The 22,192-nt window shown below is 71.9% G+C and carries 22 protein-coding genes; 13 read left to right on the top strand and 9 right to left on the bottom strand.

The window, feature by feature from the left end:
- The first annotated feature begins 2 nt into the window (after positions 1-2).
- From NAMU_RS01570 to NAMU_RS01590, 5 genes are read left to right on the top strand one after another with little or no spacing between them, the layout of a single operon-like run.
- Positions 3-410 carry a 6-pyruvoyl trahydropterin synthase family protein gene (locus NAMU_RS01570; RefSeq protein ID WP_012814221.1) on the top strand — a complete coding sequence of 136 codons (408 nt, stop codon included), beginning with the start codon at positions 3-5 and terminating at the stop codon, positions 408-410.
- Positions 407-1,429, top strand: a complete 1,023-nt coding sequence (locus NAMU_RS01575; RefSeq protein WP_041369643.1) for a glycosyltransferase family 4 protein — start codon at positions 407-409, stop codon at positions 1,427-1,429. Before NAMU_RS01570 ends, NAMU_RS01575 begins: the two co-directional genes overlap by 4 nt.
- Complete coding sequence (locus NAMU_RS01580; RefSeq protein WP_012814223.1) at positions 1,426-2,457, top strand: lysylphosphatidylglycerol synthase transmembrane domain-containing protein; 1,032 nt, start codon at positions 1,426-1,428, stop codon at positions 2,455-2,457. Before NAMU_RS01575 ends, NAMU_RS01580 begins: the two co-directional genes overlap by 4 nt.
- Entirely contained in the window at positions 2,450-3,142 is a 693-nt protein-coding gene (locus NAMU_RS01585; protein WP_012814224.1) for a RibD family protein, read from the top strand. Before NAMU_RS01580 ends, NAMU_RS01585 begins: the two co-directional genes overlap by 8 nt.
- The gene (locus tag NAMU_RS01590; protein WP_012814225.1) at positions 3,139-3,936 is read left to right on the top strand and encodes an FkbM family methyltransferase; all 798 of its coding nucleotides are present in this window, start codon (positions 3,139-3,141) and stop codon (positions 3,934-3,936) included. The genes NAMU_RS01585 and NAMU_RS01590 overlap by 4 nt, the downstream gene beginning before the upstream one ends.
- 1 nt (position 3,937) lies before the next feature.
- Here the strand turns inward: NAMU_RS01590 and NAMU_RS01595 are convergent, their stop codons facing one another.
- The gene (locus tag NAMU_RS01595) at positions 3,938-5,512 is read right to left on the bottom strand and encodes an HD domain-containing phosphohydrolase (protein WP_012814226.1); all 1,575 of its coding nucleotides are present in this window, start codon (positions 5,510-5,512) and stop codon (positions 3,938-3,940) included.
- A 128-nt stretch (positions 5,513-5,640) separates the two neighbouring features.
- Here NAMU_RS01595 and NAMU_RS01600 point away from each other — a divergent pair, with 128 nt between their 5' ends.
- Together NAMU_RS01600 and NAMU_RS01605 are read left to right on the top strand one after the other, a co-directional pair.
- Positions 5,641-6,015, top strand: a complete 375-nt coding sequence (locus NAMU_RS01600; RefSeq protein ID WP_174299005.1) for a peroxiredoxin — start codon at positions 5,641-5,643, stop codon at positions 6,013-6,015.
- Positions 6,016-6,044: 29 nt separating this feature from the next.
- A complete protein-coding gene (locus NAMU_RS01605) occupies positions 6,045-6,440 on the top strand; it encodes a hypothetical protein (protein WP_138179886.1) in 396 nt (131 codons plus the stop codon).
- Positions 6,441-6,453: 13 nt separating this feature from the next.
- On the opposite strand, the gene NAMU_RS01610 is transcribed toward NAMU_RS01605, so the two are convergent.
- Positions 6,454-9,270, bottom strand: coding sequence for a helix-turn-helix transcriptional regulator (locus NAMU_RS01610; protein ID WP_012814229.1), 2,817 nt, complete (start codon positions 9,268-9,270; stop codon positions 6,454-6,456).
- 154 nt (positions 9,271-9,424) lie between these two features.
- Here NAMU_RS01610 and NAMU_RS01615 point away from each other — a divergent pair, with 154 nt between their 5' ends.
- The 4 genes from NAMU_RS01615 (at position 9,425) to NAMU_RS01630 (ending at position 12,863) form a co-directional block, all read left to right on the top strand.
- Complete coding sequence (locus tag NAMU_RS01615) at positions 9,425-9,754, top strand: hypothetical protein (RefSeq protein WP_012814230.1); 330 nt, start codon at positions 9,425-9,427, stop codon at positions 9,752-9,754.
- The gene (locus tag NAMU_RS01620) at positions 9,751-10,296 is read left to right on the top strand and encodes a YceI family protein (RefSeq protein ID WP_012814231.1); all 546 of its coding nucleotides are present in this window, start codon (positions 9,751-9,753) and stop codon (positions 10,294-10,296) included. Before NAMU_RS01615 ends, NAMU_RS01620 begins: the two co-directional genes overlap by 4 nt.
- Before the next feature lie 105 nt (positions 10,297-10,401).
- Positions 10,402-12,045, top strand: a complete 1,644-nt coding sequence (locus NAMU_RS01625) for a molybdopterin-dependent oxidoreductase (RefSeq protein ID WP_138179888.1) — start codon at positions 10,402-10,404, stop codon at positions 12,043-12,045.
- Between the two features lie 116 nt (positions 12,046-12,161).
- Positions 12,162-12,863 carry a fasciclin domain-containing protein gene (locus NAMU_RS01630; RefSeq protein WP_012814233.1) on the top strand — a complete coding sequence of 234 codons (702 nt, stop codon included), beginning with the start codon at positions 12,162-12,164 and terminating at the stop codon, positions 12,861-12,863.
- Positions 12,864-12,965: 102 nt separating this feature from the next.
- On the opposite strand, the gene NAMU_RS01635 is transcribed toward NAMU_RS01630, so the two are convergent.
- From NAMU_RS01635 to NAMU_RS01645, 3 genes are all read right to left on the bottom strand, one after another.
- Positions 12,966-13,808, bottom strand: a complete 843-nt coding sequence (locus tag NAMU_RS01635; RefSeq protein ID WP_012814234.1) for an aldo/keto reductase — start codon at positions 13,806-13,808, stop codon at positions 12,966-12,968.
- 74 nt (positions 13,809-13,882) lie between these two features.
- Entirely contained in the window at positions 13,883-15,250 is a 1,368-nt protein-coding gene (locus NAMU_RS01640) for an FAD-dependent oxidoreductase (RefSeq protein WP_012814235.1), read from the bottom strand.
- A gap of 103 nt (positions 15,251-15,353) precedes the next feature.
- Positions 15,354-16,340, bottom strand: a complete 987-nt coding sequence (locus NAMU_RS01645; RefSeq protein ID WP_012814236.1) for an LLM class F420-dependent oxidoreductase — start codon at positions 16,338-16,340, stop codon at positions 15,354-15,356.
- 850 nt (positions 16,341-17,190) lie between these two features.
- Here NAMU_RS01645 and NAMU_RS01650 point away from each other — a divergent pair.
- Positions 17,191-17,415 carry a hypothetical protein gene (locus NAMU_RS01650; RefSeq protein WP_041368307.1) on the top strand — a complete coding sequence of 75 codons (225 nt, stop codon included), beginning with the start codon at positions 17,191-17,193 and terminating at the stop codon, positions 17,413-17,415.
- A gap of 25 nt (positions 17,416-17,440) precedes the next feature.
- On the opposite strand, the gene NAMU_RS01655 is transcribed toward NAMU_RS01650, so the two are convergent.
- The 4 genes from NAMU_RS01655 to NAMU_RS28790 all read right to left on the bottom strand — a co-directional run bounded on the left by NAMU_RS01655 (position 17,441) and on the right by NAMU_RS28790 (position 21,693).
- Entirely contained in the window at positions 17,441-17,941 is a 501-nt protein-coding gene (locus tag NAMU_RS01655; protein WP_012814238.1) for a PGPGW domain-containing protein, read from the bottom strand.
- 89 nt (positions 17,942-18,030) lie between these two features.
- Positions 18,031-19,167 carry a cation:proton antiporter gene (locus NAMU_RS01660; protein ID WP_012814239.1) on the bottom strand — a complete coding sequence of 379 codons (1,137 nt, stop codon included), beginning with the start codon at positions 19,165-19,167 and terminating at the stop codon, positions 18,031-18,033.
- A 44-nt stretch (positions 19,168-19,211) separates the two neighbouring features.
- The gene (gene zwf / locus NAMU_RS01665) at positions 19,212-20,720 is read right to left on the bottom strand and encodes a glucose-6-phosphate dehydrogenase (protein WP_012814240.1); all 1,509 of its coding nucleotides are present in this window, start codon (positions 20,718-20,720) and stop codon (positions 19,212-19,214) included.
- Positions 20,721-20,862: 142 nt separating this feature from the next.
- A complete protein-coding gene (locus NAMU_RS28790; protein WP_012814241.1) occupies positions 20,863-21,693 on the bottom strand; it encodes an ANTAR domain-containing protein in 831 nt (276 codons plus the stop codon).
- Between the two features lie 213 nt (positions 21,694-21,906).
- Here NAMU_RS28790 and NAMU_RS01675 point away from each other — a divergent pair, with 213 nt between their 5' ends.
- Positions 21,907-22,146 (top strand): DUF6582 domain-containing protein, encoded by a 240-nt coding sequence (locus NAMU_RS01675; RefSeq protein WP_012814242.1) that lies wholly within the window; start codon positions 21,907-21,909, stop codon positions 22,144-22,146.
- The last annotated feature ends 46 nt before the right edge of the window (positions 22,147-22,192 follow it).

The raw sequence follows: 22,192 nt of genomic DNA on the forward strand, positions 1-22,192 counted from the left end.
CGGTGTTCACGGTCACCGTCCGCGACCACATGATGATCGCGCACAGCCTGCGCGGTGAGGTCTTCGGGCCGGCCCAGCGCCTGCACGGCGCCACTTTCGTGGTGGACGCCGCATTCGCCGGCCGGGCCCTGAGCCCGGACGACATCGTGGTCGACATCGGGCTGGCCGCGGACGAACTGCGCGCCGTGGTGGACGACTTCCGCTACCGCAACCTGGACGACGACGAGGCCTTCGCCGGCCGCAATACCACCACCGAGGTGCTGGCCCGAGCGATCGCCGACCGGTTGGCCGACCGGGTGCACGCCGAGGCGTTCGGGCCGTCCGGGCGGGGCCTGTGCCGGCTGACCGTGACCCTGCACGAATCGCACATCGCCTGGGCCAGCTACGAGCGTGAGCTGTGGCCGGGGTGACGCGGGCGGTGGTCGCCCTGGTCCCGGCCGGTCTGGACGACCCGGCCCGGCCCAGCGGCGGGAACACCTACGACCGCCGGGTGCTCGACGGGTTGACCCGAACCGGCTGGCAGGTCGACGAGCGACCGGTGCCGGGTGGTTGGCCGGAGCCGGACGAGCCCGACCTGGCCGGCCTGGACCGGGTGCTGGCCGACCTGCCGGACCGGGCGGTGGTGCTGGTGGACGGGCTGATCGCGTCGGCCGCGGCGCCGGTGCTGGTGGCCGCGGCGGGCCGGGTGCGGCTGGTCGTTCTCGTGCACATGCCGCTGGGCACCGATCAGGAGCGGCTCGTGCTCGAGCGCAGCCGGCGGGTGATCACCACCAGCCGGTGGACCCGGGAGTGGCTGGTCGCGCGCCACGGGCTGGACCCGGAGCGGATCCAGGTCGCTTCGCCCGGGGTGGATCCGGCCCCGCCGGCCGCCGGCTCGGCCGGCGGTCGCCGGTTGCTCGCGGTGGGCGTGATCGCCCCGCACAAGGGACAGGACCTCCTGGTCGACGCCCTGGCCACGCTGCCCGACCTGGACTGGTCGTGCACCGTCGTCGGCGCGCTGGACGTCGCGCCCGACTTCGCCGCGCGGGTGCGCGCCGCCGGCTCGCCCCGCATCCGCTTCCGGGGCCCGTTGACCGGCCCGGACCTGGCCGCCGCGTACGCCCACGCCGACCTGCTGGTGCTGCCGTCCCGGGCCGAGACCTACGGCATGGTGATCGGTGACGCGCTCGCCCGGGCGATCCCGGTGCTGGCGACCCGGGTCGGTGGGGTGCCGGAGGCCCTCGGGGCCGGCGACGGGTCCGGCCGGCCGGGCATGCTGGTGGCCGCGGACGACCCGGCCGCGCTGGCCGCGGCGTTGCGGGACTGGCTGGGCGACCCGGCGCGCCGGCAGGAGTGGCGCCGAGCGGCGGCCGCGCGTCGGAGCACGCTGACCGGCTGGCCGGTCACCGCCGAGCGGGTGTCCCGGACGCTGCTGGCGGCGGGTCGATGACGATCGCCCCGCCCCCGCCCCCGCCCCCGTCCCCGCTGCCGGTCGCCGACCGTCGCCGTCCCGATCGGGCGCGCTGGTGGCCTCGCCTGCAGCTGCTCGGCGGGGCCCTGGTGGTGGTCATCGTCCTGCGGCAGCTGGGCACGGGCCCATTCCTGGCCGGCCTGGCCGCGCTGACCGTCCCGGCCGTGCTGGCCGCGATGGTGATCGGCGCGGTGACCACGGTGGCCTGCGCGTGGCGGTGGCGAATCGTCGCCGAACGGCTGGGTCTGCGCCTGCGGTGGGGGCCGGCGATCGCCGCCTACTACGGCTCCCAGTTCCTCAACTCGACCCTGCCCGGCGGGGTGCTCGGCGACGTGGACCGGGCCGTCCGGCACGGCCGGACGGTCGAGGACGTCGGGCGCGGGGCTCGGGCGGTCGCCGGTGAACGCGCGGCCGGCCCGCTGGTGCATGTCGGCCTGACCGTGCTGGTGGTGGCGCTGGTGCCGGGGCCGGCGCTGTCCTGGTTGCTGGGCCCGGTGATCCTGCTCGGCGGGCTGCTGATCGTCGCCGGTGCGGTGCTGCTGATCGCGCGGGGGACGAGCCGTTGGTCCCGGCTGGCCGGCGTGGTGGCGGCCGATCTGCGGACCGGTGTGTTGGCCCGGGAGGCCTGGCCCCGGATCCTGCTCGCCTCGGTCGTCGTGGCTGTGGGTCCGGCCGTGCTGTTCGTCATCGCGGCCCGGCTGGTCGGCGTGCCGGCCGGCGCGCTGGAGCTGGTTCCGGTGGCCATGGTCGTGCTGGCCGCGATGCTCGTGCCGATCAACGTGGGCGGCTGGGGGCCGCGAGAATCGGTCGCGGCGGCCGTGTTCGGGGCCGCCGGCTGGGGTGCCGGGACCGGCGTCGCGGCGGCCACCGCGTTCGGCGCGCTGACCCTGATCGCCACCACCCCCGGGCTGGTCGTCCTGCTCGCCCGGCCCCTGTCCCGATCGACCCTGGCCCGATCGATCCGGACCCGATCGGCCGGGCGGACGCGGGAGGTCGGCGATGAGTGAGCGACCCTACACCCTGCTCTCCTGCTGCACCTCGTTGGACGGTTACCTGGCCGGTGCGGGCCAGCGCCGCCTGCTGCTGTCCAACGACGCCGACTTCGACCGGGTCGACGAGGTGCGGGCCGGCTGCGACGCGATCCTGGTCGGCGCGGCCACCGTGCGCAAGGACAACCCGCGGCTGCTGGTCCGCACCGCCACCCGGCGCGACGACCGGGTCACCCGGGGCCAGGCCCCGTCGCCGGCCAAGGTCACGCTGACCTGCGGGGCGCAGCTCGATCCGACGGCCCGGTTCTTCACCGAGGGCGAGACCGACCGGTACGTCTACTGCGCCAGTTCCGCCGTCACCCAGGCCCGCCGCAGCCTCGGCCCGCGGGCCACCGTGATCGACGGCGGCCAACCGGTCGACCTGGCCTGGATGAGCCAGGACCTGTACGGGCGGGGCATCCGCCGCCTGATGGTCGAGGGCGGCGGGTCGGTGCACACGCAGTTCCTCACCGCCGGTCTGGCCGACGAGCTCAACCTGGTCATCGCGCCGTTCTTCGTCGGCGACCACCGGGGCCGCCGGTTCGTCGACGACGGAGACTTCCCCTTCCATCCGGGCCGCCGAGCCCGGCTGGCCGAGGTCCGGCAGATCGGGGACGTGGTGCTGCTGCGGTACGCGCTGTCCGACCGGTTCGGCGCGCCATGACCCGCGGGCGCCGGTGGGCGCAGGGGCGGGACGCGGCCGTCCGGGCGTGGGGGATCGGCCGGTCGCTGGCGATCTACCACGGCATTCCCGGGCGACGGGCCCGGCTGACCCGGTTCTACCGGCAGTTCCTGGACCCGGGCGACGTGGCGTTCGACATCGGCGCGCACGTGGGCAGCCGGGTCCGGGCCTGGCGGCGGCTGGGCGTGCGGGTGATCGCGGTGGAGCCGCAGCCGGACTGCCTGCGCGTGTTGCGGGTGCTCTACGGCCGCGATCCCCGGGTGACGATCGTGCCCGAGGCCGTGGGCGCCCGGCCGGGCCAGGCTCGACTGGCGGTCTCCACGGCCTCGCCGACGGTGTCCTCGATGGCCCCCGAGTGGATCGACGAGGTCACCCGCGACCCGTTGTTCGCGCGGGTGCACTGGGACCGGTCCGTGCCGGTGTCGGTCACCACCCTGGACGAGTTGGCCGCCCGGTACGGCGAGCCGGCGTTCGTCAAGATCGACGTCGAGGGCTTCGAGACGGCGGTGCTGGCGGGGCTGTCCCGTCCACCGCGGGCCCTGTCCTTCGAGTACCTGCCGGCCGCGCACGATCAGGCCGGGGCCGCCCTTGACCTGGTCGACCGGCTGGGGAACTACCGGTACAACTACTCGCCGGTCGAGACGATGCGCTTGGCCGCCGACAGCTGGCTGGACGCCGACGGTCTGCGCCGGCTGCTGGACCGGTTCCGGCCGGCCGGTCGCTCGGGCGATGTGTATGCGCGGCTGGTGGGTCCGGCGGTCGAGGCCGGCTCGTAGGTCAGCCGGTCGGCGGCCCCGCCCGGACGATGCCGTGCTGCACCGCGAACAGGCTGGCCCCGGCCCGGTTCGACACCCCGGTCTTGGTGTAGATGTGCTCCAGGTGATTGCGCGCGGTCTTCTCGCTGATGGTCAGCTCGGCGGCGATCTGCCGGCTGGACCGGCCGACCGCGGCCAACGCCAGCACCTGCTCCTCGCGGGCGGTGAGCCCGGTGGCGCGGGCCCGCCGGCGCGGCTGGGGCTGGCCGGCGGCGTCGGCGACCGCCGCGACCGCCTGGGCGTCCAGGGCACCGGCCGCCGCCTCCCGCTCCAGCGTCCGGACGGCCTGCGCCAGCCCCACCGCGGGCCGGTCGAGCCGTTCCTCGGTCAGCGACTGCAGTCGGGCCGCGGCGGCCAGCAACCGCGCCGGCACCGACAGCGACGAGCCATCCACGCCGCGGGGAAACCCCGAGCCGTCCAGCCGTTCTCGATGGGCCCCGGCGATCTCTGCGACCTCGGCCAGGCCGCCCACCCGCCCCAGGATGCGCTGGGTGAAGTACGGGTAGAGCCGGATCCGTTCGCGATCGGCCGACGACAGCGGGCCGGAGCGGTCCCAGAGGGCGCCCGGCACCCCCAGCCGGCCCAGATCGTGCACCCACCCGGCCCGGCGCAGGGCGTGCACCGTCGTCTCGGGTAGGCCGCGCGACTGGCCGGCCCGCGCCGCCAGCGCCCCGACTCGTCGTGAATGTCCTTGCCGTCGAGGTGATTTGACGTCGACGAAATCGCCGATCGCGATCAACAGGGCGTCCACCTCGGGGTCGGACAGGGCCAGCCGCGGGTCGGGGGCCTGGCTCAGGGCCAGGGGCCAGACGTCCTGCTGATCCAACCCGGCGAAGATCTCGTCGGCCGCGCCGGTGAGCACCGCGACCACCTGCGGATCGAACTGGGTGCCGCTGCGCCGGCGGGCCAGCTGCACGGCGGCCTCCGGTCCGGCCGCCCGCAGCTGGACCTCGATGACGTCGGCGACGTGCACGATCCGCATGGCGATCGGGATGGCCGGGCCGCCGATGCCGCGAGGCAGGCCGGTGCCGTCCCAGCGTTCGAAGGTGTGGTGGATGGCGTCCCGCACGCCCGCACCCAGGCCCAACCGGTCGGCCAGCGCGCCGGCCGACGCGTAGTGCGACTCCAGTAGTTCGTGCATCCGCCGGCGCCCGTCGGCTAGCAGGCGCAGCCGGGCGCGGCCGCCGGCCAGCGGCGGACGGCCGTGGCCGGCCTGGCCGAGCAGGAACCGGGCCCGGTTCCGGCCGCGCAGATCGATCGGGAAAGTACCCGCCCGGAAGGCGATCTCGTCCGCGAACAGGGCGCTGAGCTCCGGCGAGTCGGCCTGGCAGCCGATCCAGGACACCAGCTCGGCGTAGTAGACGACCCCGCGTTCGGTCGCGTCCATCCCGATCCGGTCGGCCATTCGGGTGGCGATGACCGCGGCCCGCAGCATGTGCTCCATCGGCTGGCCCAGACCCAGGTCGAGGGCCAGCGACAGGGCGGCGAGCACCTCGGCCCGGCGGGGCCGGGCCGGGGCCGGGTCGGCGGCGAGCACGCCTCCACGCTGCCACCGTTCGCCATTTCCGACAAATGGGGCGAGCGCCCCATGACCGCCGCGACCCGTGGCCGGACGATCGGGCGAGTCGATCCGCGCCGGGCCAATGAGGAGAGGTTGTGGTGGCAATGAGCCAAGCAGTGGGCAAAGCGGTGATCAGCCTGTGCACGGGGCTGGAGGACGCGGAGAAGGTGACGGTCGCCTTCCTGGTCGCCGTCGGTGCGGCCGAGCAGGGCCGAACCACGCTGATGTTCCTGACCAAGGAGGCGGTCCGGCTGGCCACCGGATCGGTCGCCACCGGGGTGGCGTGCGCGGGCTGTCCGCCCCTGGCCGACCTGGTCGCCCGGTACGCCGCCGCCGGCGGCAGCTACCTGGTCTGCCCGCTGTGTTTCGACGCCAAGGCCCTGTCTGCGCAGACCCTGGTCGCCAACGCCACGCTGGGGGGAACCGTCCCGCTGTGGCAGTGGATCGGTGACGACCCCGTGGTCACCTTCAGCTACTGAGAGGCCGGTCAATGATGGACACCAACACGATGACCTCGGTCGGTGAGTGCTTCGCGCGGGCCGTGGCGGCCAAGGACCGGGCCGGCCTGCGGGCGCTGCTGGCCGAATCGATCGACTTCCAGGCGTTGACCCCGGGCCGGCACTGGCAGGCCGGCGCCCCGGACGTGGTGGTCGACGAGATCATCCTGGGCCGGTGGTTCGGTCCCGGTGACGTGATCGAGCACCTGTTCTCGATCACCGGCGGGCAGGTCGCCGATTGCGAACGGGTCACCTACCGGCTCGGGGTGCGGCGGGACGGCCACGGATACACGGTCGAGCAGCATGCCTACTTCACCACCGTCCCGGCGGCGGGCGCCGGTACCCGGCAGATCGACTGGATGCGGTTGCTGTGTGCCGGTTATCGCTCCGACCCCGGCGTCGGCTGACCCGCCTCGGCGGTCACCGATCCGGCCGGTGCACCCAGAGGGCCAGTTCGGTCCGCGAGGTCAGCTGCAGCTTGGCCAGGGCGTTGCGGACGTGGGACTCGACGGTGCGGACCGACAGGAACAGCTGCGCGGCGATCTGCTTGTTGGTCAGACCCTGACCGACCAGGCCGGCGACCTCGGCCTCCCGGTCGGTCAGGCCGTCGCCGTGCGCGGCCGGGCTGCGATGCTCGAGCAGGCGCCGCGCCGCGGCCGCCGGTCCGGGCATCGCCAACCGCTCGAATTCGGCCAGTGCGGTGCCGGCCAGGTCGCCGCCGGCCGGTGAGTCCGGGTCGTCATCGGTCAGGCAGCGGGCCCAGCCCAGGCGGGCCATCGCCACGAAAGGCCGGGCGCCCAGCCGGGTATTGATCTCGATGGCGCGCCGGAAATGGCCAATGGCCGTCTCGGCCAGACCGGCGCAGCGGGCCATCTCACCAAGGGGCCAGTCAATCGAACCGAGCGAGTAGGGCGTTCCGCCGCCGTCGCCCAGGCACCAATGGGCCGTGGGCGCGAGCGCCCGGTAGCACCGGCCGGCCAGATCGGCGTCACCCAGGTCGGTGGCGACCAACCCGAGCGAGCCGAGCGAACCCGACCAGCGCGGGCCCATGGGCATCCGTTCGGGCAGGTCGCGCAGCGGGGCGATCGCCGCCGCAGCAGCGTCGCGACGGCCCTGGGCCAGGAAGATCTGCGCCTGGCTGACCGTGATCAGCGGCATGGCCGGCGCTCGATCCATCAGCGACATGGCCTGCCCGAGTATGTCGTCGGGCGCGCCGAGCAGTATCGCCAGTTGCGCCCGGAGAGCGAAATACATGCCCAGCATGGAGATGTCCCCGACCTGCTCGGCCAGCCGCCGCCCCCGGTCGGCCTCGACCAGCGCGGCCGCGAATTCCCCGATCAGAGCCAGCCGCAACGCCTGCATCCGGGCGACGTGCCAGCGCGCGACCGGGGATCCGGTCCGGCGGGCCAGCGCGTCGATGTCCTGGACGAGACCATCCCAGCGGCCCATATCGCCTTCCTGCAGGGCGATGTCGGACAGCCACAGCAAGCCCCAGAGCCGGCTCATCGACCCGGGCGGGGCGAGTTCCAGCGTGCGCCGAGCCAGCGCGGTGCGTTCGGCGATGGCCTGCGGGTAGCTCAGCACGAAGTGTCGCGCCGCGATGGTGTCCAACTCGGCGTGCGGGTCGCCCGTGCGGCGGGCCATGGCCAGCGCATCGGCGGACAGGACCTCGGCCGACGAGTCGATCGCCTCGTCCGCCGCGGCTACCGCGAGCAGTCCGAGAAGCCTTGCTCGCCAAGCGGAATCACCCGCCGGAAGCCGGTTCAGGGCGCGTCGGCAGAGCCCGTCGCGGACCCGCGAGACGTCCAGGGAACCCACCCCCTGCGGGACCAGGGCGGCCTGGGCCATCAGCTCGGGCCGGTCGCACCGGTCGGCCAGGTCCACCGCCTCGGTGCAGGAAGCGAGCGCGTCCGGCAGCAGCCCGGCCGCCCATTCGTAGCGGGCCAGCTCCAGGGTGCGCTGGGCCAACTCGACGGTCGGATCACCGAGTTCGCGGCTGTGCCGCAGGCTCATCCGGGCGAAGCCGACGGCCCGGTCGTGGGCCGTGTCGCTCGCCGCCAGCACCGCCGCCCGGGCCGCCCGGTCCCGGCATCGCTGCGCGCTGGGCCGGCCGGGAACCTGGTTCCAGTGGCCCGCACTCGGTCCGACCAGCGCGTCGTCGGCGACCGTGTCCATGGCGGTGGCGATGCTTTCGTGGGCGGCGATGCGCTCGTCGGCGGACATGTCGGCCAGCACTGCGTCCCGGACGATGGCGTGCCGGAAGGCCAGACCGGTGGCCCCGAAATGCAGCAGCCCCACCCGGACCGCGTCGGCCAGTTGCGCGCTCACCGACTCGGTGGGCACGCCGAGCGCGGCGGCCAGCAACGTCGGGGACAGCCGCTCGCCCAGCACGGCCGCGGTGGCCACTGTCCGGCGGTGATCTTCGGACAGCGAGCGCAGCGGGGTCAACAGGATCGTCCGCAGCCCCGCCCGGTCCAGCACCAGCCGGTCCACGGTGGGCCGGGCGGAACCAGGCGGCCGTTGCTGTGCGGTGATCGCGGCGAGATAGAAGGGGTTGCCCGCGGTCCGGTCGGCCAGCTCGGGGGCCAGCTCGAGCCAGCCGTGGGGATCGCCGGTGGCCGCCAGCCAGTCCCGCACCGCTAGCTCCGGCAGGCCGCGCAGCGGGATCGACACGGCTGCGGGACTGCGGGTCAGCTCCGCCCACGCCCGGGTGAACGGGGTGTCCTCGGCCTCCCGGGCGGTGACCAGCACCAGCAGCCGGGCCGCGGCGAGCTCCTGGGCCAGGTGCTTGAGCACCGCCACGGTGGTCGCGTCCGCCCACTGCAGGTCCTCGAGCAGGACGGCCAGCCCCGTGGGTCCGGCCGCCGCGGTCACGGCGTCGGCGATCGCCTCATTGAGCCGGAAGCGGGCTCCGGCATCCGGAAGGGCAACGGGGACCGCGTCCGGAGGTGCGTCGCCCCCGGCCGTGGTCGCCAGGGCGTGGGCCACCTCGGGCAGATCGCGACCCACGCGCCGCCACGGCCACAGGGCGGGAGCACCGGGATCGTCGACCGCGAAACCGCGCGCGACGCGGCAGCCGGCCGCGGCGGCGTCCTCCAACGCCCGTTGGGCCAGTGCACTCTTGCCGATCCCCGCCTCACCGGTGATCAGCACCAGGCGACCCGACCCACCCAGCACCGCCGCCCGCGCCGCAGCCAGGGCGGCGAGGTCGGACGACCGGCCGAACAGGGCGACCATCGCCTCAGTATGGGCCGCAGGCCGATCCAGCGGTCGGTCAAAGGCGGGTCAGCGCCCCGATTCAGTAGGCGATCTCAGTGGCGGCACTGAGGTCGGGAGGGACTGCGCGGCGCGACCGTGAGGCAGTCCTATTCCGCTTACCCCGGGAGTCGCCATGTACGCCCAACTCACCCTGTTCGACGGCCCGCGCTCGCCCGAACTGGTCGCCGCCGCCGAACGCGCCGGCACCGAACGCATCGACCCGCTGTTGGACTCCGATCCCGAGCTGCGCGCCGACCTGGTCGCCCGCTACGTGCTCACCCAACCCGACGGCGGGTCCGCGGTCGTGGTCATCTCCCGGTCCGAGGCCAGCCTGGACAAGGCGATCCGGTTGATCACCACCTCGGAACTGCTGCCCGGCGAGGACCCGGCCCTGCTGCCCGGACCGTCCCGGGTCGAGCGGTACCAGGTCGCGGATGTCCGGTCCGGGGACGGTGCCCGATGACCGCGCCGGCGCGGGCGGTCACGCCGAGCGCGGCGATGGTCGGATGGTGGGCCGTCGATCCGGCCACCAGCACCGCGCGATTCCGGGTCCGCGACAAGCTGGTCGCGACGGCCCGGGGCACGATCGCCGTCGCGGGCGGGACCATCCGGATCGGTGCCGCCGGCGACGTCGTCTCCGCCCGGGTGGAACTGACGACCGCGTCGATCGACACCGGGAACCGCCACCGCGACCGGGATCTGCGCACCGAGCGGTTCCTGTCCGCGGATCGGCATCCGACGATCGTGGTGCAGGCGGCTCCGGCGCCGGCCAGGTCCGACGGATGGACGGTGCCCGCCCAGCTGCAAGCCCGAGGGAGCTCGGTGCCGGTGGACCTGACGGTCACGCTGACGGCGGTGGACGAGGGGTCGGCCGCCGTCCGCATCACCGGCCGGCTGGACCGGTCCGGCCTGGGTATCAAGGTGCCCGGTTTCGTCATCGCCCGGTTCGTCGATCTGGAGGTGGACATCCGGGCGCACCGGCTCGATCACACCCCGGCAGACTGACCCGACAGGATCAGGGCAGGGGCTGGATCCGGGTGGGATCCGAACCCGGTCGAATCTCGATCAGATCCGACCAATCCACGGAGCGTGGGGCAGCGAACCTCCGGCGTGACCACCAGTGAGCAGGTTCCCCCGGCCGGGACGACGGCCGCCCCGGCGCCATGGCGGGCCGGGTGGCTCGGGTCAGCTCTCGGCGGCATCGTTGCGGTCGTCCTGACCCTGGGCGTCGCCGAGCTGATCAGCACCCTGGGTCGCTGGATCGGGCTGCTCGGTGCTTCCTCCTCGCCGTTCGTCGCCCTCGGCCAGACGTTCATCCAGTTCACGCCGGAATGGCTCAAGGAACTGGCGATCCGGACGTTCGGCGAGCACGACAAGGACGCACTCACCGCCGGCATGGCGTTGACGTTGCTGATCGTGGCCATCGGCATCGGTCTGCTGAACCGCCGCAGCCCGCGGCTGGCCCTGGGCGTGACCGCGCTGCTGGTGCTGGTGGCCGGTGCGGCGGTGGTGAGCCGGCCCGGGGCCGACGTGCTCGATCTGCTTCCGCTGGTGGTCGGCGCCATTGCCGGGGTCACCTTCCTGATCCTGCTCGCCCGTCGCTCCCTGGTCCAAGACCCGGACTCGGCCCCCTTGGAGACCCCATCGTCGACAGCATCGTCGACAGCATCGTCGGCAGGGGGTACCGACCGGCGCCGCTTCTTCCGCCTGGTCGGGATCGGCGCGATCATCGGGGTGGCCGCCGGCTCGCTGGCCCGCCTGGTGCCCAGCGCCGCCGAGGTCGCCGACAGCCGGCGCCGGATCAGCCTGCCCACCCCGGCCGACGACCAGAACATCGACGTCGACGCGCTGACCCTGGACGTGGCCGGGTTGACCCCGTTCGTCACCGCCAGCAGCGACTTCTACCGCGTCGACACCGCTTTCACCGTGCCCAACCTGACCACCGACGAGTGGTCCCTGCGCATCCACGGCGCGGTGGACCGGGAGATCACGATCTCCTTCGACGACCTGCTGGCGATGCCGGCCGTGCAGCGCATGATCACCCTGACCTGCGTGTCCAACGAGGTCGGCGGCAAGCTGGCCGGCAACGCCCGCTGGCTGGGCGTCCGCCTGGCCGACGTGCTGGCCATGGCCGGGCCGCAGGACGGCGCCGACTGCCTGCTGTCCACCAGCGTCGACGGTTTCACCGTGACCACCCCGCTGGCCGCGGTGACCGACGGCCGAGATGCGTTGCTGGCCTACGCGATGAACGGCGAGCCACTGCTGGTCGAGCACGGCTTCCCGGTGCGCATGGTGGTGCCCGGTCTGTACGGCTACGTCTCGGCGACCAAGTGGGTGGTCGATCTCGAGGTGACCCGCTTCGCCGACGTCACCGCCTACTGGACCGAGCGCGGCTGGGCGCCGCAGGCGCCGATCAAGACTGCGTCCCGGATCGACGTGCCCGCCGGGTTCGCGCAGCTGACCGCGGGCAGCGTGGCCGTCGCCGGCATGGCGTGGGCCCAACATCGTGGACTGCGGGCGGTCCAGGTGCAGATCGACGACGGCCCCTGGCAGGACGCGACCCTGTCCGGCGAGGCCGGGATCGACTCCTGGCGCCAGTGGTCCTACCCGTGGACGGCGACCGAGCCGGGTATCCACACCATCCGGTGCCGGGCGATCGACGCCGACGGCACCGTGCAGACCGATGCCGTACAGGGGGTGATGCCCGACGGATCCACCGGCCTCGACAGTCGCCAGGTCACCGTCAAGGCCTGAGCCCCATCCCCATTCGCATCTCACCTGCCGTTGCGGTCATCCGACCGGCGGCATCCGGCGGGCTTGGTCCCGCCTCCGTCCCGGCCACCGGCCGGTTCTCACCCAAGGAGCACTCCATGTTGATCAAGCGCGTCCTCACCCTGGTGGCCGGAGCTGGTGTGGCCCTGGCCCTCGCAGCCTGCGGGTCCACCTCCACCCCCGCCGCGACGTCGGCGGCCTCCTCGGCGGCTTCCTCCGCGGCGTCCTCGATGAGCAGCTCCATGGCGCCCAGCTCGTCGATGTCCGCGCCGATGAGCAGCTCGATGTCCGGCTCCGACATGGGCGCCGCCCTGGTCGGGCCCGGCTGTGCCGACTACGCCAAGCAGGTGCCCACCGGCGCCGGCTCGGTCGACGGGATGGCCCAGGATCCGGTGGCCACGGCCGCCTCGAACAACCCGCTGCTGACCACGCTGGTGGCCGCGGTGTCCGGCAAGGTGAACCCGCAGGTCGACCTGGTCAACACCCTCAACAGCGGTGAGTTCACCGTGTTCGCTCCGGTCGACTCGGCCTTCGCCAAGATCGACGCCGGCACCATGGACACCCTCAAGACCAACTCGGAGCTGCTCAGCGGCATCCTGACCTACCACGTGGTGGCCGGTCAGCTCGATCCGAGCCAGGTCGTCGGCAGCCATCCGACCGTCAACGGTGCCTCGCTGACCGTGACCGGCAGCGGTGACACCCTCAAGGTCAACGACGCGAACGTCATCTGCGGCGGCGTCAAGACCAAGAACGCCACCGTCTACCTGATCGACTCCGTGCTGATGCCCCCGACCAGCTGATCACCTCAGCCAGCTGATCGCTGACTCCGCCGACGGCCGCCCGCCCCGAGCACATCGGGACGGGCGGACCGTCGCCGTCGGTCGGGGCGGTGGCCGGCCGGCTCAGGCGGCGTCCAGCTCGGCGACCGCGTCGTCGGGCAGCACCAGGGTGGCTGCGCCCAAGTTGTCCTCCAGGTGCTCGACCGAGCCGGTGCCGGGGATCGGCAGCATCACCGGGGAGGTCTGCAGCACCCAGGCCAGGGCGACCTGCGCGGGGGTGGCCGACAGCCGGCGGGCGATCGTGTCCACCGGGCCGCCCAGTCGGGCCAATTCGCCCGCGGACACCGGCGCCCAGGGGATGAAGCCGATGCCCTGCGTCTGCGCGTAGGCCAGGACGTCGGCCGACGACCGGTCGGTCAGGTTGTACCGGTTCTGCACGGTGGCGACGGTGAAGACCTCTTGCGCGGCCTTGATGTCGTCGACGGAGACCTGGGACAGGCCCAGGGCGCGGACCTTGCCCTCGTCCTGCAGGTCGCGCAGCACCCCGAACTGGTCGTCCCGGTCGACATCCGGGTCGATGCGGTGCAGTTGGAACAGGTCGATCACGTCCACCCTGAGCCGGCGCAGGCTCAGCTCCACCTGCTGGCGCAGGTAGTCGGGCCGCCCCAACGGGTGCCACTGATTGGGCCCGGAGCGGACCAGGCCGGCCTTGGTCGCGATGCGCAGACCGGCCGGGTAGGGGTGCAGGCTTTCGGCGATGATCTCCTCGCTGATCGCCGGGCCGTAGGAGTCGGCGGTGTCGATGAAGTCGACGCCCAGGTCGACCGCCCGTCGCACTACGGACCGGGCGAGGTCACGGTCGGCCGGCTCGCCCCAGATGCCGGGTCCGGTGATGCGCATGGCGCCGAAGCCGAGGCGCCGGACGGGCCCGAGGTCCTTGATCTCGAAGGTCCCCGCGGCGGCCACATCGATTCTCTGGTCATGAGTTCTGGTCTGAGTCACCCTTGCGCCAACACGATCGGCTGGCGGGTTGTTCCGGATCAGACCGGGACCGTTCGGGCGGTCGCGAGCAACTCGCGCCAGGTGCACACCTTGACCCGCGGGCGGCCCAGGGGTGCCCCGGCGCGCAGCTCGGCAGTGTCGATCGCGGTCCAGCCGTCGAGATCGACGAGGTCCGGCTGCCGTCGCCGCAGCCACGCCTCGATCGCCCCGGGGTCGGCGGCGGCCGGCCGGGTGGACGCGCCCGGGGTGCTGGCCAGGTCGGCCAGCAGGGTGTGCACGGTGTCGGTGGCGCACTTCTTGTTGGTTCCGATGATCCCGCTGGGACCCCGTTTGATCCAGCCGGCGACATACTCCCGGTCGCCGCCGAGCACCCGGCCCTCGACGTTGGGGACCAGGCCGGCGCGGTCGTCGAACGGCACCCCGGGGATCGGCACCCCGCGGTAGCCCACCGCCCGCAGCACCAGCCCAGCGGCGAGCTCTTCCCGCTCACCGGTGTCGATCGCGGTCGCCGCCCCGTCACCCGGATCCAGGAGCCGGTTGCGGCCCAGCACGACGGACTCCACCCGATCCCGCCCCCGGATCTCGATCGGCGAGGTCAGGAAGCGCAGGGTGATCCGGCGGCCGGTTCCGGCGGGCTCGGCCGCGGCGTACCGGCGCAACACCTCCAGGTTGTGCCGGGGCACATGAGGCAGATCGGCATCGGCGTCGGGCGGCCCCAGCTGGGCCGGATCGACGATCACGTCCGCCCCGGTGAGCTCGCCGAGCTCGCGCAGCTCGGGGGTGGTGAAGCTGGCCTGCGCCGGCCCGCGGCGCCCGATCACCAGCACGTCCCGGATGCGGCTGGCCCGCAACGCCACCAGCGCGTGGTCGGCGATGTCGGTGGCGGCCAGCCGGTCCGGCGGGGTGCTCAGGATGCGGGCGACATCCAGGGCGACGTTGCCGTGGCCGACGATCACCGCCCGGCTGACCTGCAGGTCGAAGGTCAACGCCCGGAAATCGGGATGGCCGTTGTACCAGCCGACGAAGTCGCGGGCGCCCACCGATCCCGGCCGATCCGCACCGGGGATGTGCAGGTCCCGGTCGGCCGGTGACCCGACGCAGTAGACCACCGCGTCGTAGCGGGCCAGCAGCTCCTCGCGGCTGACCGTGGTGCCCACCTCCACGTTGCCGAACCACCGGAACCGTTCGTGCGTCGCGGTTCTGGCGAACTGGGCGGAGATGGATTTGATCTTGGGATGGTCCGGGGCGACGCCCGCGCGGACCAGGCCCCACGGGGTGGGCAGCCGCTCGTACATGTCCACCCGCACCCGCGGCTCGGGTGGGGCCAGCAGGGCCGCGGCGGCGTAGAAGCCGGCCGGTCCGGCGCCGACGACGGCCACCGCGAAGTCGGGCACGGCGTTCGGCACGGGCTGACCACCTCCGCGAGGGAACCGTCATCGGCGTTGACCGTTCCCATGCTGCCACCTCGGTGCGCCGCGGACCGGGCCGACGCGCACCGGCCCGGGTCGATCAGGCGGCGGGGATCAGCCGGCGCAAGGTGGACCCGGCCAACTCCACGATGCCGGGCTGATGCCCGTTGGCGATCAGGTTGACGATCACCCCGTCGACTCCGGTGTCGAGCACCCGGGCCTGCAGATCGGCGGCGACGTCGTCGGGGGTGCCGGCGAACAGCCGGGACTCCATGGACTTTCGCCGCTCGGGATCCAGCGAGTCCAGGTCGACCCCGGTGCGCCGGAAGTGCTCGAGCATCGCCGCCCGGGCCCGGTCGCCGTCCTCGTCGATGATCCCGGTGACCAGGAAGCTGGTCTCCAGGGTCGAGCGGTCCCGATCCACCTCGGCGCACCGCTCGTCCAGCGCGGCCAGCTTGCGCGGCAACTCGTCCGGGGCGCAGATGATGTTCAGGTGCTGGGCGTAGCGGGCGGCCAGCCCGAAGGTCTTGCGCTCGCCCCCGCCGCCCAACAGGATCGGCAGGTCGTCGCGCAGCCGGGGCTCGTTCATGGCCGACTCGGTGTGATACCAGCGGCCGTCGACGGTGGGCCGCTCGCCCCTGAGCATCGGCGCGATGATGGACAGCGACTCGGCCAGCTTGCTGAACCGGTCGCCGAAGGTGCCGAATTCGAAGCCGAGCTGGCGGTGTTCCAGTTCGTACCAGCCGGCGCCGATGCCGAGCACGGCCCGACCGCCGCTGACCACGTCCAAAGTGGTGACCGTCTTGGCCAGCAGCGTCGGATTGCGATAGGTGTTTCCGGTGACCAGCGCCGAGAGCTGAATCCGATCGGTGACGCCGGACAGGGCCGACAGCGTGGAGTAGGCCTCCAGCATCGGCTGGTCGGGCGAACCGATACCGGGTAGTTGATAGAAGTGGTCCATCACGAAGACCGCGTCGAAGCCCGCCGCTTCCGCGGCCCGGGCCTGCGCGACCACCGTGGGGAAAAGCTGGTCGACCGCGGTGCCGTAGGAGAAGTTCGGGATCTGGTAACCAAGCCGGATGCTCACCGGACCAGCCTACTGCCCGGTGAACCCGCGGTCACTTTGTTGGGCTGATCACGATCTGCCCGCGGCCGGCCCGGAATGCGACGGTCCATCCCGCCATCAACCGCCGATGCCGTCGAATGGTTCTGCCATAGTGCTTGCCCCGCAATAGGTTTCGCCGGCCCTAGCAGCGCCGTGCGGATCGCGCTCCGCAGTCGGGCGTGGTCCTGCCCACGTTGACCGGCCGGATCGTCCAGCAGTACGGTCGTTATGTAAAAGCTGGTGGGGAATGACGGGACGAGGAGAAATCATGAACGAGCAATTGCCGGTGGAATACACCGACTGCGCGCTGGACTGCCTGTACTGCAGCCTTCCGGAAACGGACTGACCGCTGTCCGTTCCGGTTGGTCATCCTCCGGAAAGCGAAATGTAACATCCGGGAAACCTGGCCCGCCTGGCCGGTCGGGATCCGTGTTTGTCGGCGAGAGTGCTTGTTTAGCAGACGATGTCAAACTTCAAATGGCGGCCGGGTGAACGCCGTGGGCGGTGTCCGGGTGGTCCAGCCCACATTGACCCGACATTCGTGAGCCGGATACGGTTTTGTTCAGCAGGGCCGCAGGATATCAAAGTAGATTTTAATTTGAGGAGCCGAACGTGAACGAGAATTCACTTCCCGAGTACGCCGACTGTGCCACCGATTGCCTCTACTGCAGCCTGCCCGAGACCGACTGATGAAGTGGCGTCACTGACTGGCTGACTCATCCCGCCTGATGGCCGTTCCCGGCCGGACCGCCCGCCCCCTCCGTAGGGTGAAGGATGCCGGCGCCTGGCCCGCCAGTTCGACACCTCGTCGAGGCCGGCCGAAGGGATGCCCATGGTGAGCGAGGCGGATCTGGACCAGCGGATCGAACAGGCCTTCCGTGATGTGCTGCGCAAGGCGATCGCCTGGCGGATGATCACCGACGATCCCGACCAGGTGGCCGTGGTCGACTACGCGGCCCGCGAGTTGCACGCCGCCGTCGTGGAATACGAGGCGGCGATGAACGCCTGGACCGGGCCGATCGATCCGGACGGCTCCGCCTCACCAGCGGTCGGCTGATCAGGCCGCGCCGCTCGGCCCGCGGTCAGCGGCGACGGCCCGGCCGCTCGTTCAGCTTCTGATCGCGATACAGCTCGTCGAGCGTCATGGTGCCGTAGCGGAAGTTCTTCATGCTCCAGCCGAGCAGTCCGAGCGCGAGCAGCCCGGAGAAGATGAGGAACACGCCGGTGCCCCAGCCACCGAAGAGCCACCACTTCTCGGCCAGCGGCCACCAGCCGGGCGCGGCCGGGCGAATGCCCCAGATCACGCCGACGGCGATCAGCCCCAGCGCCAGCGTGGTCGACATGATGATCCGCGGCCACGACTTCACGCCTTCCGCGGCGCCCCGGTAGGCCGCCCGCTTGACCGGGTCCAGCAGCCGGTCGGCCCATTCGTAGTTCTTGGCCAGCACCCACAGGCCCAGGGCCAACAGCAGCAGGCCGGGCCCGGGCAGGATCAACGCGGCGACGCCGGCCGCCACCAACAGCCAGCCCAGGATCTCCAGCCCGATGCGAGTCGCCTTCGAGGAACTGCCGTTGTCGCCCATGCCGTCAGGATGCCAAACCTGAGACCTCCTGGTGACCGCCGCGGACCGATTGCGACCGATTCCGGCCAGATGCGGCTTTTCGCCGGCGGTCAGGGCACACGAGGGTCGCGGACCGGTCTTTGGCCGACCGGGCGATGCAGACGAGCCGCGACAAACGGGAAGATTGCGATCGACAGGACACCGGCGCCGACCAGGGCGGCCGCGTTCTCCGGCAGCATCACCCCCGACTGCAGGCCGATCTCGGACAGGGCGACCAGCAACGGCAATGCCGTCGCCGTCAGGAACATCATCTCTACGCGCTGCCGCGGGCCCAGGGTCTTGCGGTAGATCAGGATGGCCGGCACCCCCCGCACCACCAACAGCAGCACGAAGAAGGCCAGCAACCGTCCGGGGCTGTTCAGGATCGACTGCAGGTCAAGGCCCATGCCCGAGCTGACGAAGAAGACGGGAATGAAGAAGCCGTAGCCGACGGCATCGAGCTTGTCCTCGAATTCCTGATTGCCCTCGGCGGACGAGGTCTGCCGCAACACCATGCCGGCGAAGAACGCGCCCAGGGCCGCCTCGATGCCGAAGTTCTCGGTGATCAACAACAGGGCCAGCAGCAGGACCACGGTGATCCGCAGTGTCGACTGCGAGGTGGCGTGCTTGTGCAGCCAGGCCAGGAGCAGGGCCAGGCCGGCGATCGAGGCGATGATCAACGCCTCCCACCAGGAGTCGTAGGCGCCGAGAAACAGTGAGATCGCCAGGATGGGCAGCAACTCGCCGACCGCCCCGGCCGCGAAGACGTACCGTCCGAACGGCCCGGCGAGCATCTGCTGCTCGCGCAGGATCGGCAGCAGCGTGCCCAGTGCGGTGGTGGTCAGGGCGATCGCCACCGGGACGAAAGCCTTGACGTAGCCGAGGTACTCCAGCCCGCCGACGACCAGCACCGCCAGCGCCGCGCTGACGCCCCAGGCCAGCAAGGCCTGCGTGCCGGCCCGCTCGCGCAGCATCCGTGGGTCCAGCTCGTGGCCGGCCAGCAGGAACAGAAAGCCCAGCCCCAACCCGGAGAGCAGTTCGATGTCGACGGCGTCCGCCCAGCCCAGCACCGAGGGCCCGATGACCATGCCGCCCAGGATCAGGAACAGCACCTGGGGCGGCCGGCCCGGCACCAGCCGGGAGGCGATAGGGGCCAGCGCGGCCACGGTCATCACCAGCAACAGCGACCACAGCGAGCTCTCGCTCATCGATCAGCGCCCGTCATCATCGTCGTGGCCGACCCGACCGGAACTCAGCGGGTTTCCCGCCAGGTTCGTTCGAACGGGAGGCGCCAGGCGTGCGGCGCGATGAGCTGGTGGATCGCGTTGGGTCCCCAGGAGCCCGGGGCGTACGGCTTGACCGGCGGCGGGTTCTCCAGCAGGGGAATCGAGCGTTCCCAGAGGCTCTCGATGCCCTCGGCAGTGGTGAACAGGGTGTGGTCGCCACGCATCGCGTCCAGGATGAGCCGTTCGTAGGCTTCCAGCACGTCCGCGGCGCGATCGGTGTCGTGTGCCGAGAACTGCATGCTCAGCTTGTCCATCTTCATGCCCGGACCGGGTCGCTTGCCGTAGAACGACAATGACACCTTGGTCTCGTCGGCCAGGTCGAAGGTGAGATGGTCCGGGCCCTGCAGGCCGACCCCGGACCCGGCCGGGAACATGCTCTTGGGCGCCTCGCGGAAGGCGATGGAGATGATCCGCTGGCCCTCGGCCAGGCGCTTGCCGGTGCGCAGGTAGAACGGGACGCCGGCCCAGCGCCAGTTGTCGATGCCGCACTTGAGGGCGATGAAGGTCTCGGTCTCCGAGTCCGGGGACACCCCTTCCTCCTGCCGGTACCCGTTGTACTGGCCGCGGACCACGTTGGCCGGGTTGATCGGCAACAACGATCGGAAGACCTTGTTCTTCTCCTCGCTGATCGCCCGGGGCTCCAGCGCGGTCGGCGGTTCGATGGCCACGAAGGCCATCACCTGGAACAGGTGGGTGACCACCATGTCCTTGTAGGCGCCGGTCGATTCGTAGAAGCCGGCCCGTCGATCCAGGCCGAGGGTCTCGGGAATGTCGATCTGGATGTGGTCGATGAAGTTGCGGTTCCAGATCGGTTCGAACAGGCCGTTGGCGAAGCGGAACGCCAGGATGTTCTGCGCCGCCTCCTTGCCCAGGAAGTGGTCGATCCGGAAGATCTGGCTCTCCCGAAAGACCTGGTGGACAAGCTGGTTGAGCAGCACGGCGCTGTCGAAGTCGGTCCCGAAAGGCTTTTCCATCACCACCCGGGAGCGGGCGACCAGATCGGCCTGGTCGAGCATCGTCACCACCGCGAGGGCGGCCTTGGGCGGCACGCTCAGGTAGTGCAGCCGGCGCACGTCGGGGCCGAGCTCGGCCTCGGCCTCGGCGACCGCCCGGGCCAGGGCCTCCGGTCCGGCGCTCTGCGGCACGTACCGCAGGCGCGGAGCGAAGGTGTCCCAGTTCTGCACGTCCTTGGGTCGCGAGCTGAACTCGGTGACCGCCGCGCGCGCCAGCTCGCGGAACTGGTCGGTGTCCATTTCCTCCAGAGAGGTTGCCACGACCTGGATGTCGGGGGTCAGGGCGGACAGCGACAGGTGCGTCAGGCCAGGCAGGAGCTTGCGCCGGGCGAGATCTCCGGTGGCGCCGAACAGCACCACCACATACGGATCGAGTTGCTCATCGGCCCGGCGGTAGGGCCGGGAACCCGGCGCCGGATAGGCAATGGTCTGCGGCAGTGATTCCGACAGTGGTTCCGACATCTGTTGATGATCTCACTGGAAAGTCTTCGATCCGATGGTGGGGAGCCCGGACCTCACGGGGGCAGCATCGTGCCCCGGCCCGAGGGCCCGGTCGTGCCACTTCGGCGCGGCCTGGTCGGCTGCCTTCTGAACCGGCCAGGCCTTAGGAGCGCCACTGTCCCGGGTGAGCGGGCTCCCGAACTGCACAGTCCCCCGCCGTGCCCGCTCGGAAACGGCTTTGTCGATTCGGGTCCGGCTCCCGGTCCAGCCCGGGCAACTCGCCGGTGGCCACCACGGCCCGCGCGAGCTCGATCAACTTGACGTTGCGTTGCTGCGAGTGCCGGCGCAACAGGGCGAAGCCCTGATCGGCGTCCAGGCCGAACCGGCTGCGCAGCAGGCCGACCGCCTGCCCGACCGTGCTGCGGCTCACCAGCGCACGTTCCAGTTGCTGCCGCCGCTCGGACCCCTCGACCAGCACCGACAGGTGGGCCGCAAGGGTGGCCAGATCCGCCCACTCGTCGACGACGCCGTCCATGGCCCGGGGCCGCCCGGACGAGAGCGGGGCGGGCGGCAGCGGGGTGGGGGAGTACAGGGTGAGCGTGCCCAGCGTCCGTCCGGCGTGCAGGCGGATGGAGGCGGCGGCCCGGACGCCGAGCGTGAGCGCCGCCGGGCGCCACCGGGGCCAGCGCGGGTCGCGGCCCAGATCGCCGGCGATGATCAGATCAACGGTCAGCGCGTCGTGGGCCGGGCCGTCCTGCAGCGCCCACTGCCGCTGGTCGCAGCCCGGGTCGACCGACCCGGTCTCGCTCAGCGTTCCCCAGGCTCCGGAGGCGAGACGGCCGGCCAGCGCGGCGCCCTGCCACGGGCCGGTCAATGCGAGATCCATGAGCGATGGGGCCGCCTCGGCCAGCGGCCGGGTGATCGCGTCCCGCAGGAGGTCGGCGAGGGCGGCCGCAGTCAGGGCAGGCGGCAGTTCGCGCCGACCCTGAGCCATCGCCGTTCCTCACCCCACCGGGGGCCGGTCCCGGATGACCGGCCCATCGACCAATCAACACCCCCCAAGGGGTGGTCCGGCACACCCCTAGGGGGGTTACCTCGCTGGTCTGCGGGTCGCCGGTTTGACCGGGTTCAGCGCCGGAAACCGGATGAGTGGTTGATCCGGGGCCGATATCCGGTTGTCGATCGATGGACAGAAAGGGGCACCGTCATGAGCAAGGACCTGAGCAAGCCCAAGAACCGCAAGAAGCTCGACAAGTCCGCGTTTGCGCTGCCCGGAAAGCGCAAGTACCCCATCCCGGACAAGGCGCACGCCCGCAACGCGCTGGCCCGGGTCGCCCAGCACGGCACCAAGGACGAGCAGAAGAAGGTCAAGGCCGCCGTGCACAAGAAGTTTCCCGGCATCGGGCGCGACGGCAAGGGCAAGGGCAAGAAGGCGGCCAAAACCTGACCTCGTGGCCCGCTCGGTCTGTGATCGCGCGCGGGACGTCGGTCCT

Source organism: Nakamurella multipartita DSM 44233 (assembly GCF_000024365.1).
Lineage (GTDB): Bacteria > Actinomycetota > Actinomycetes > Mycobacteriales > Nakamurellaceae > Nakamurella > Nakamurella multipartita.

Excerpts from the sequence above, each read along its gene's own strand:
- NAMU_RS01590 (WP_012814225.1), top strand. The coding sequence starts at position 3,139 with ATGACCCGCGGGCGCCGGTGGGCGCAGGGGCGGGACGCGGCCGTCCGG.
- NAMU_RS01600 (WP_174299005.1), top strand. The coding sequence starts at position 5,641 with ATGAGCCAAGCAGTGGGCAAAGCGGTGATCAGCCTGTGCACGGGGCTG.
- NAMU_RS01620 (WP_012814231.1), top strand. The coding sequence starts at position 9,751 with ATGACCGCGCCGGCGCGGGCGGTCACGCCGAGCGCGGCGATGGTCGGA.
- zwf (WP_012814240.1), bottom strand. The coding sequence starts at position 20,720 with ATGTCGGAACCACTGTCGGAATCACTGCCGCAGACCATTGCCTATCCG.
- NAMU_RS28790 (WP_012814241.1), bottom strand. The coding sequence starts at position 21,693 with ATGGCTCAGGGTCGGCGCGAACTGCCGCCTGCCCTGACTGCGGCCGCC.
- NAMU_RS01630 (WP_012814233.1), top strand. The coding sequence starts at position 12,162 with ATGTTGATCAAGCGCGTCCTCACCCTGGTGGCCGGAGCTGGTGTGGCC.
- NAMU_RS01650 (WP_041368307.1), top strand. The coding sequence starts at position 17,191 with ATGGTGAGCGAGGCGGATCTGGACCAGCGGATCGAACAGGCCTTCCGT.
- NAMU_RS01580 (WP_012814223.1), top strand. The coding sequence starts at position 1,426 with ATGACGATCGCCCCGCCCCCGCCCCCGCCCCCGTCCCCGCTGCCGGTC.
- NAMU_RS01660 (WP_012814239.1), bottom strand. The coding sequence starts at position 19,167 with ATGAGCGAGAGCTCGCTGTGGTCGCTGTTGCTGGTGATGACCGTGGCC.
- NAMU_RS01655 (WP_012814238.1), bottom strand. The coding sequence starts at position 17,941 with ATGGGCGACAACGGCAGTTCCTCGAAGGCGACTCGCATCGGGCTGGAG.
- NAMU_RS01585 (WP_012814224.1), top strand. The coding sequence starts at position 2,450 with ATGAGTGAGCGACCCTACACCCTGCTCTCCTGCTGCACCTCGTTGGAC.
- NAMU_RS01605 (WP_138179886.1), top strand. The coding sequence starts at position 6,045 with ATGACCTCGGTCGGTGAGTGCTTCGCGCGGGCCGTGGCGGCCAAGGAC.
- NAMU_RS01615 (WP_012814230.1), top strand. The coding sequence starts at position 9,425 with ATGTACGCCCAACTCACCCTGTTCGACGGCCCGCGCTCGCCCGAACTG.
- NAMU_RS01610 (WP_012814229.1), bottom strand. The coding sequence starts at position 9,270 with ATGGTCGCCCTGTTCGGCCGGTCGTCCGACCTCGCCGCCCTGGCTGCG.
- NAMU_RS01675 (WP_012814242.1), top strand. The coding sequence starts at position 21,907 with ATGAGCAAGGACCTGAGCAAGCCCAAGAACCGCAAGAAGCTCGACAAG.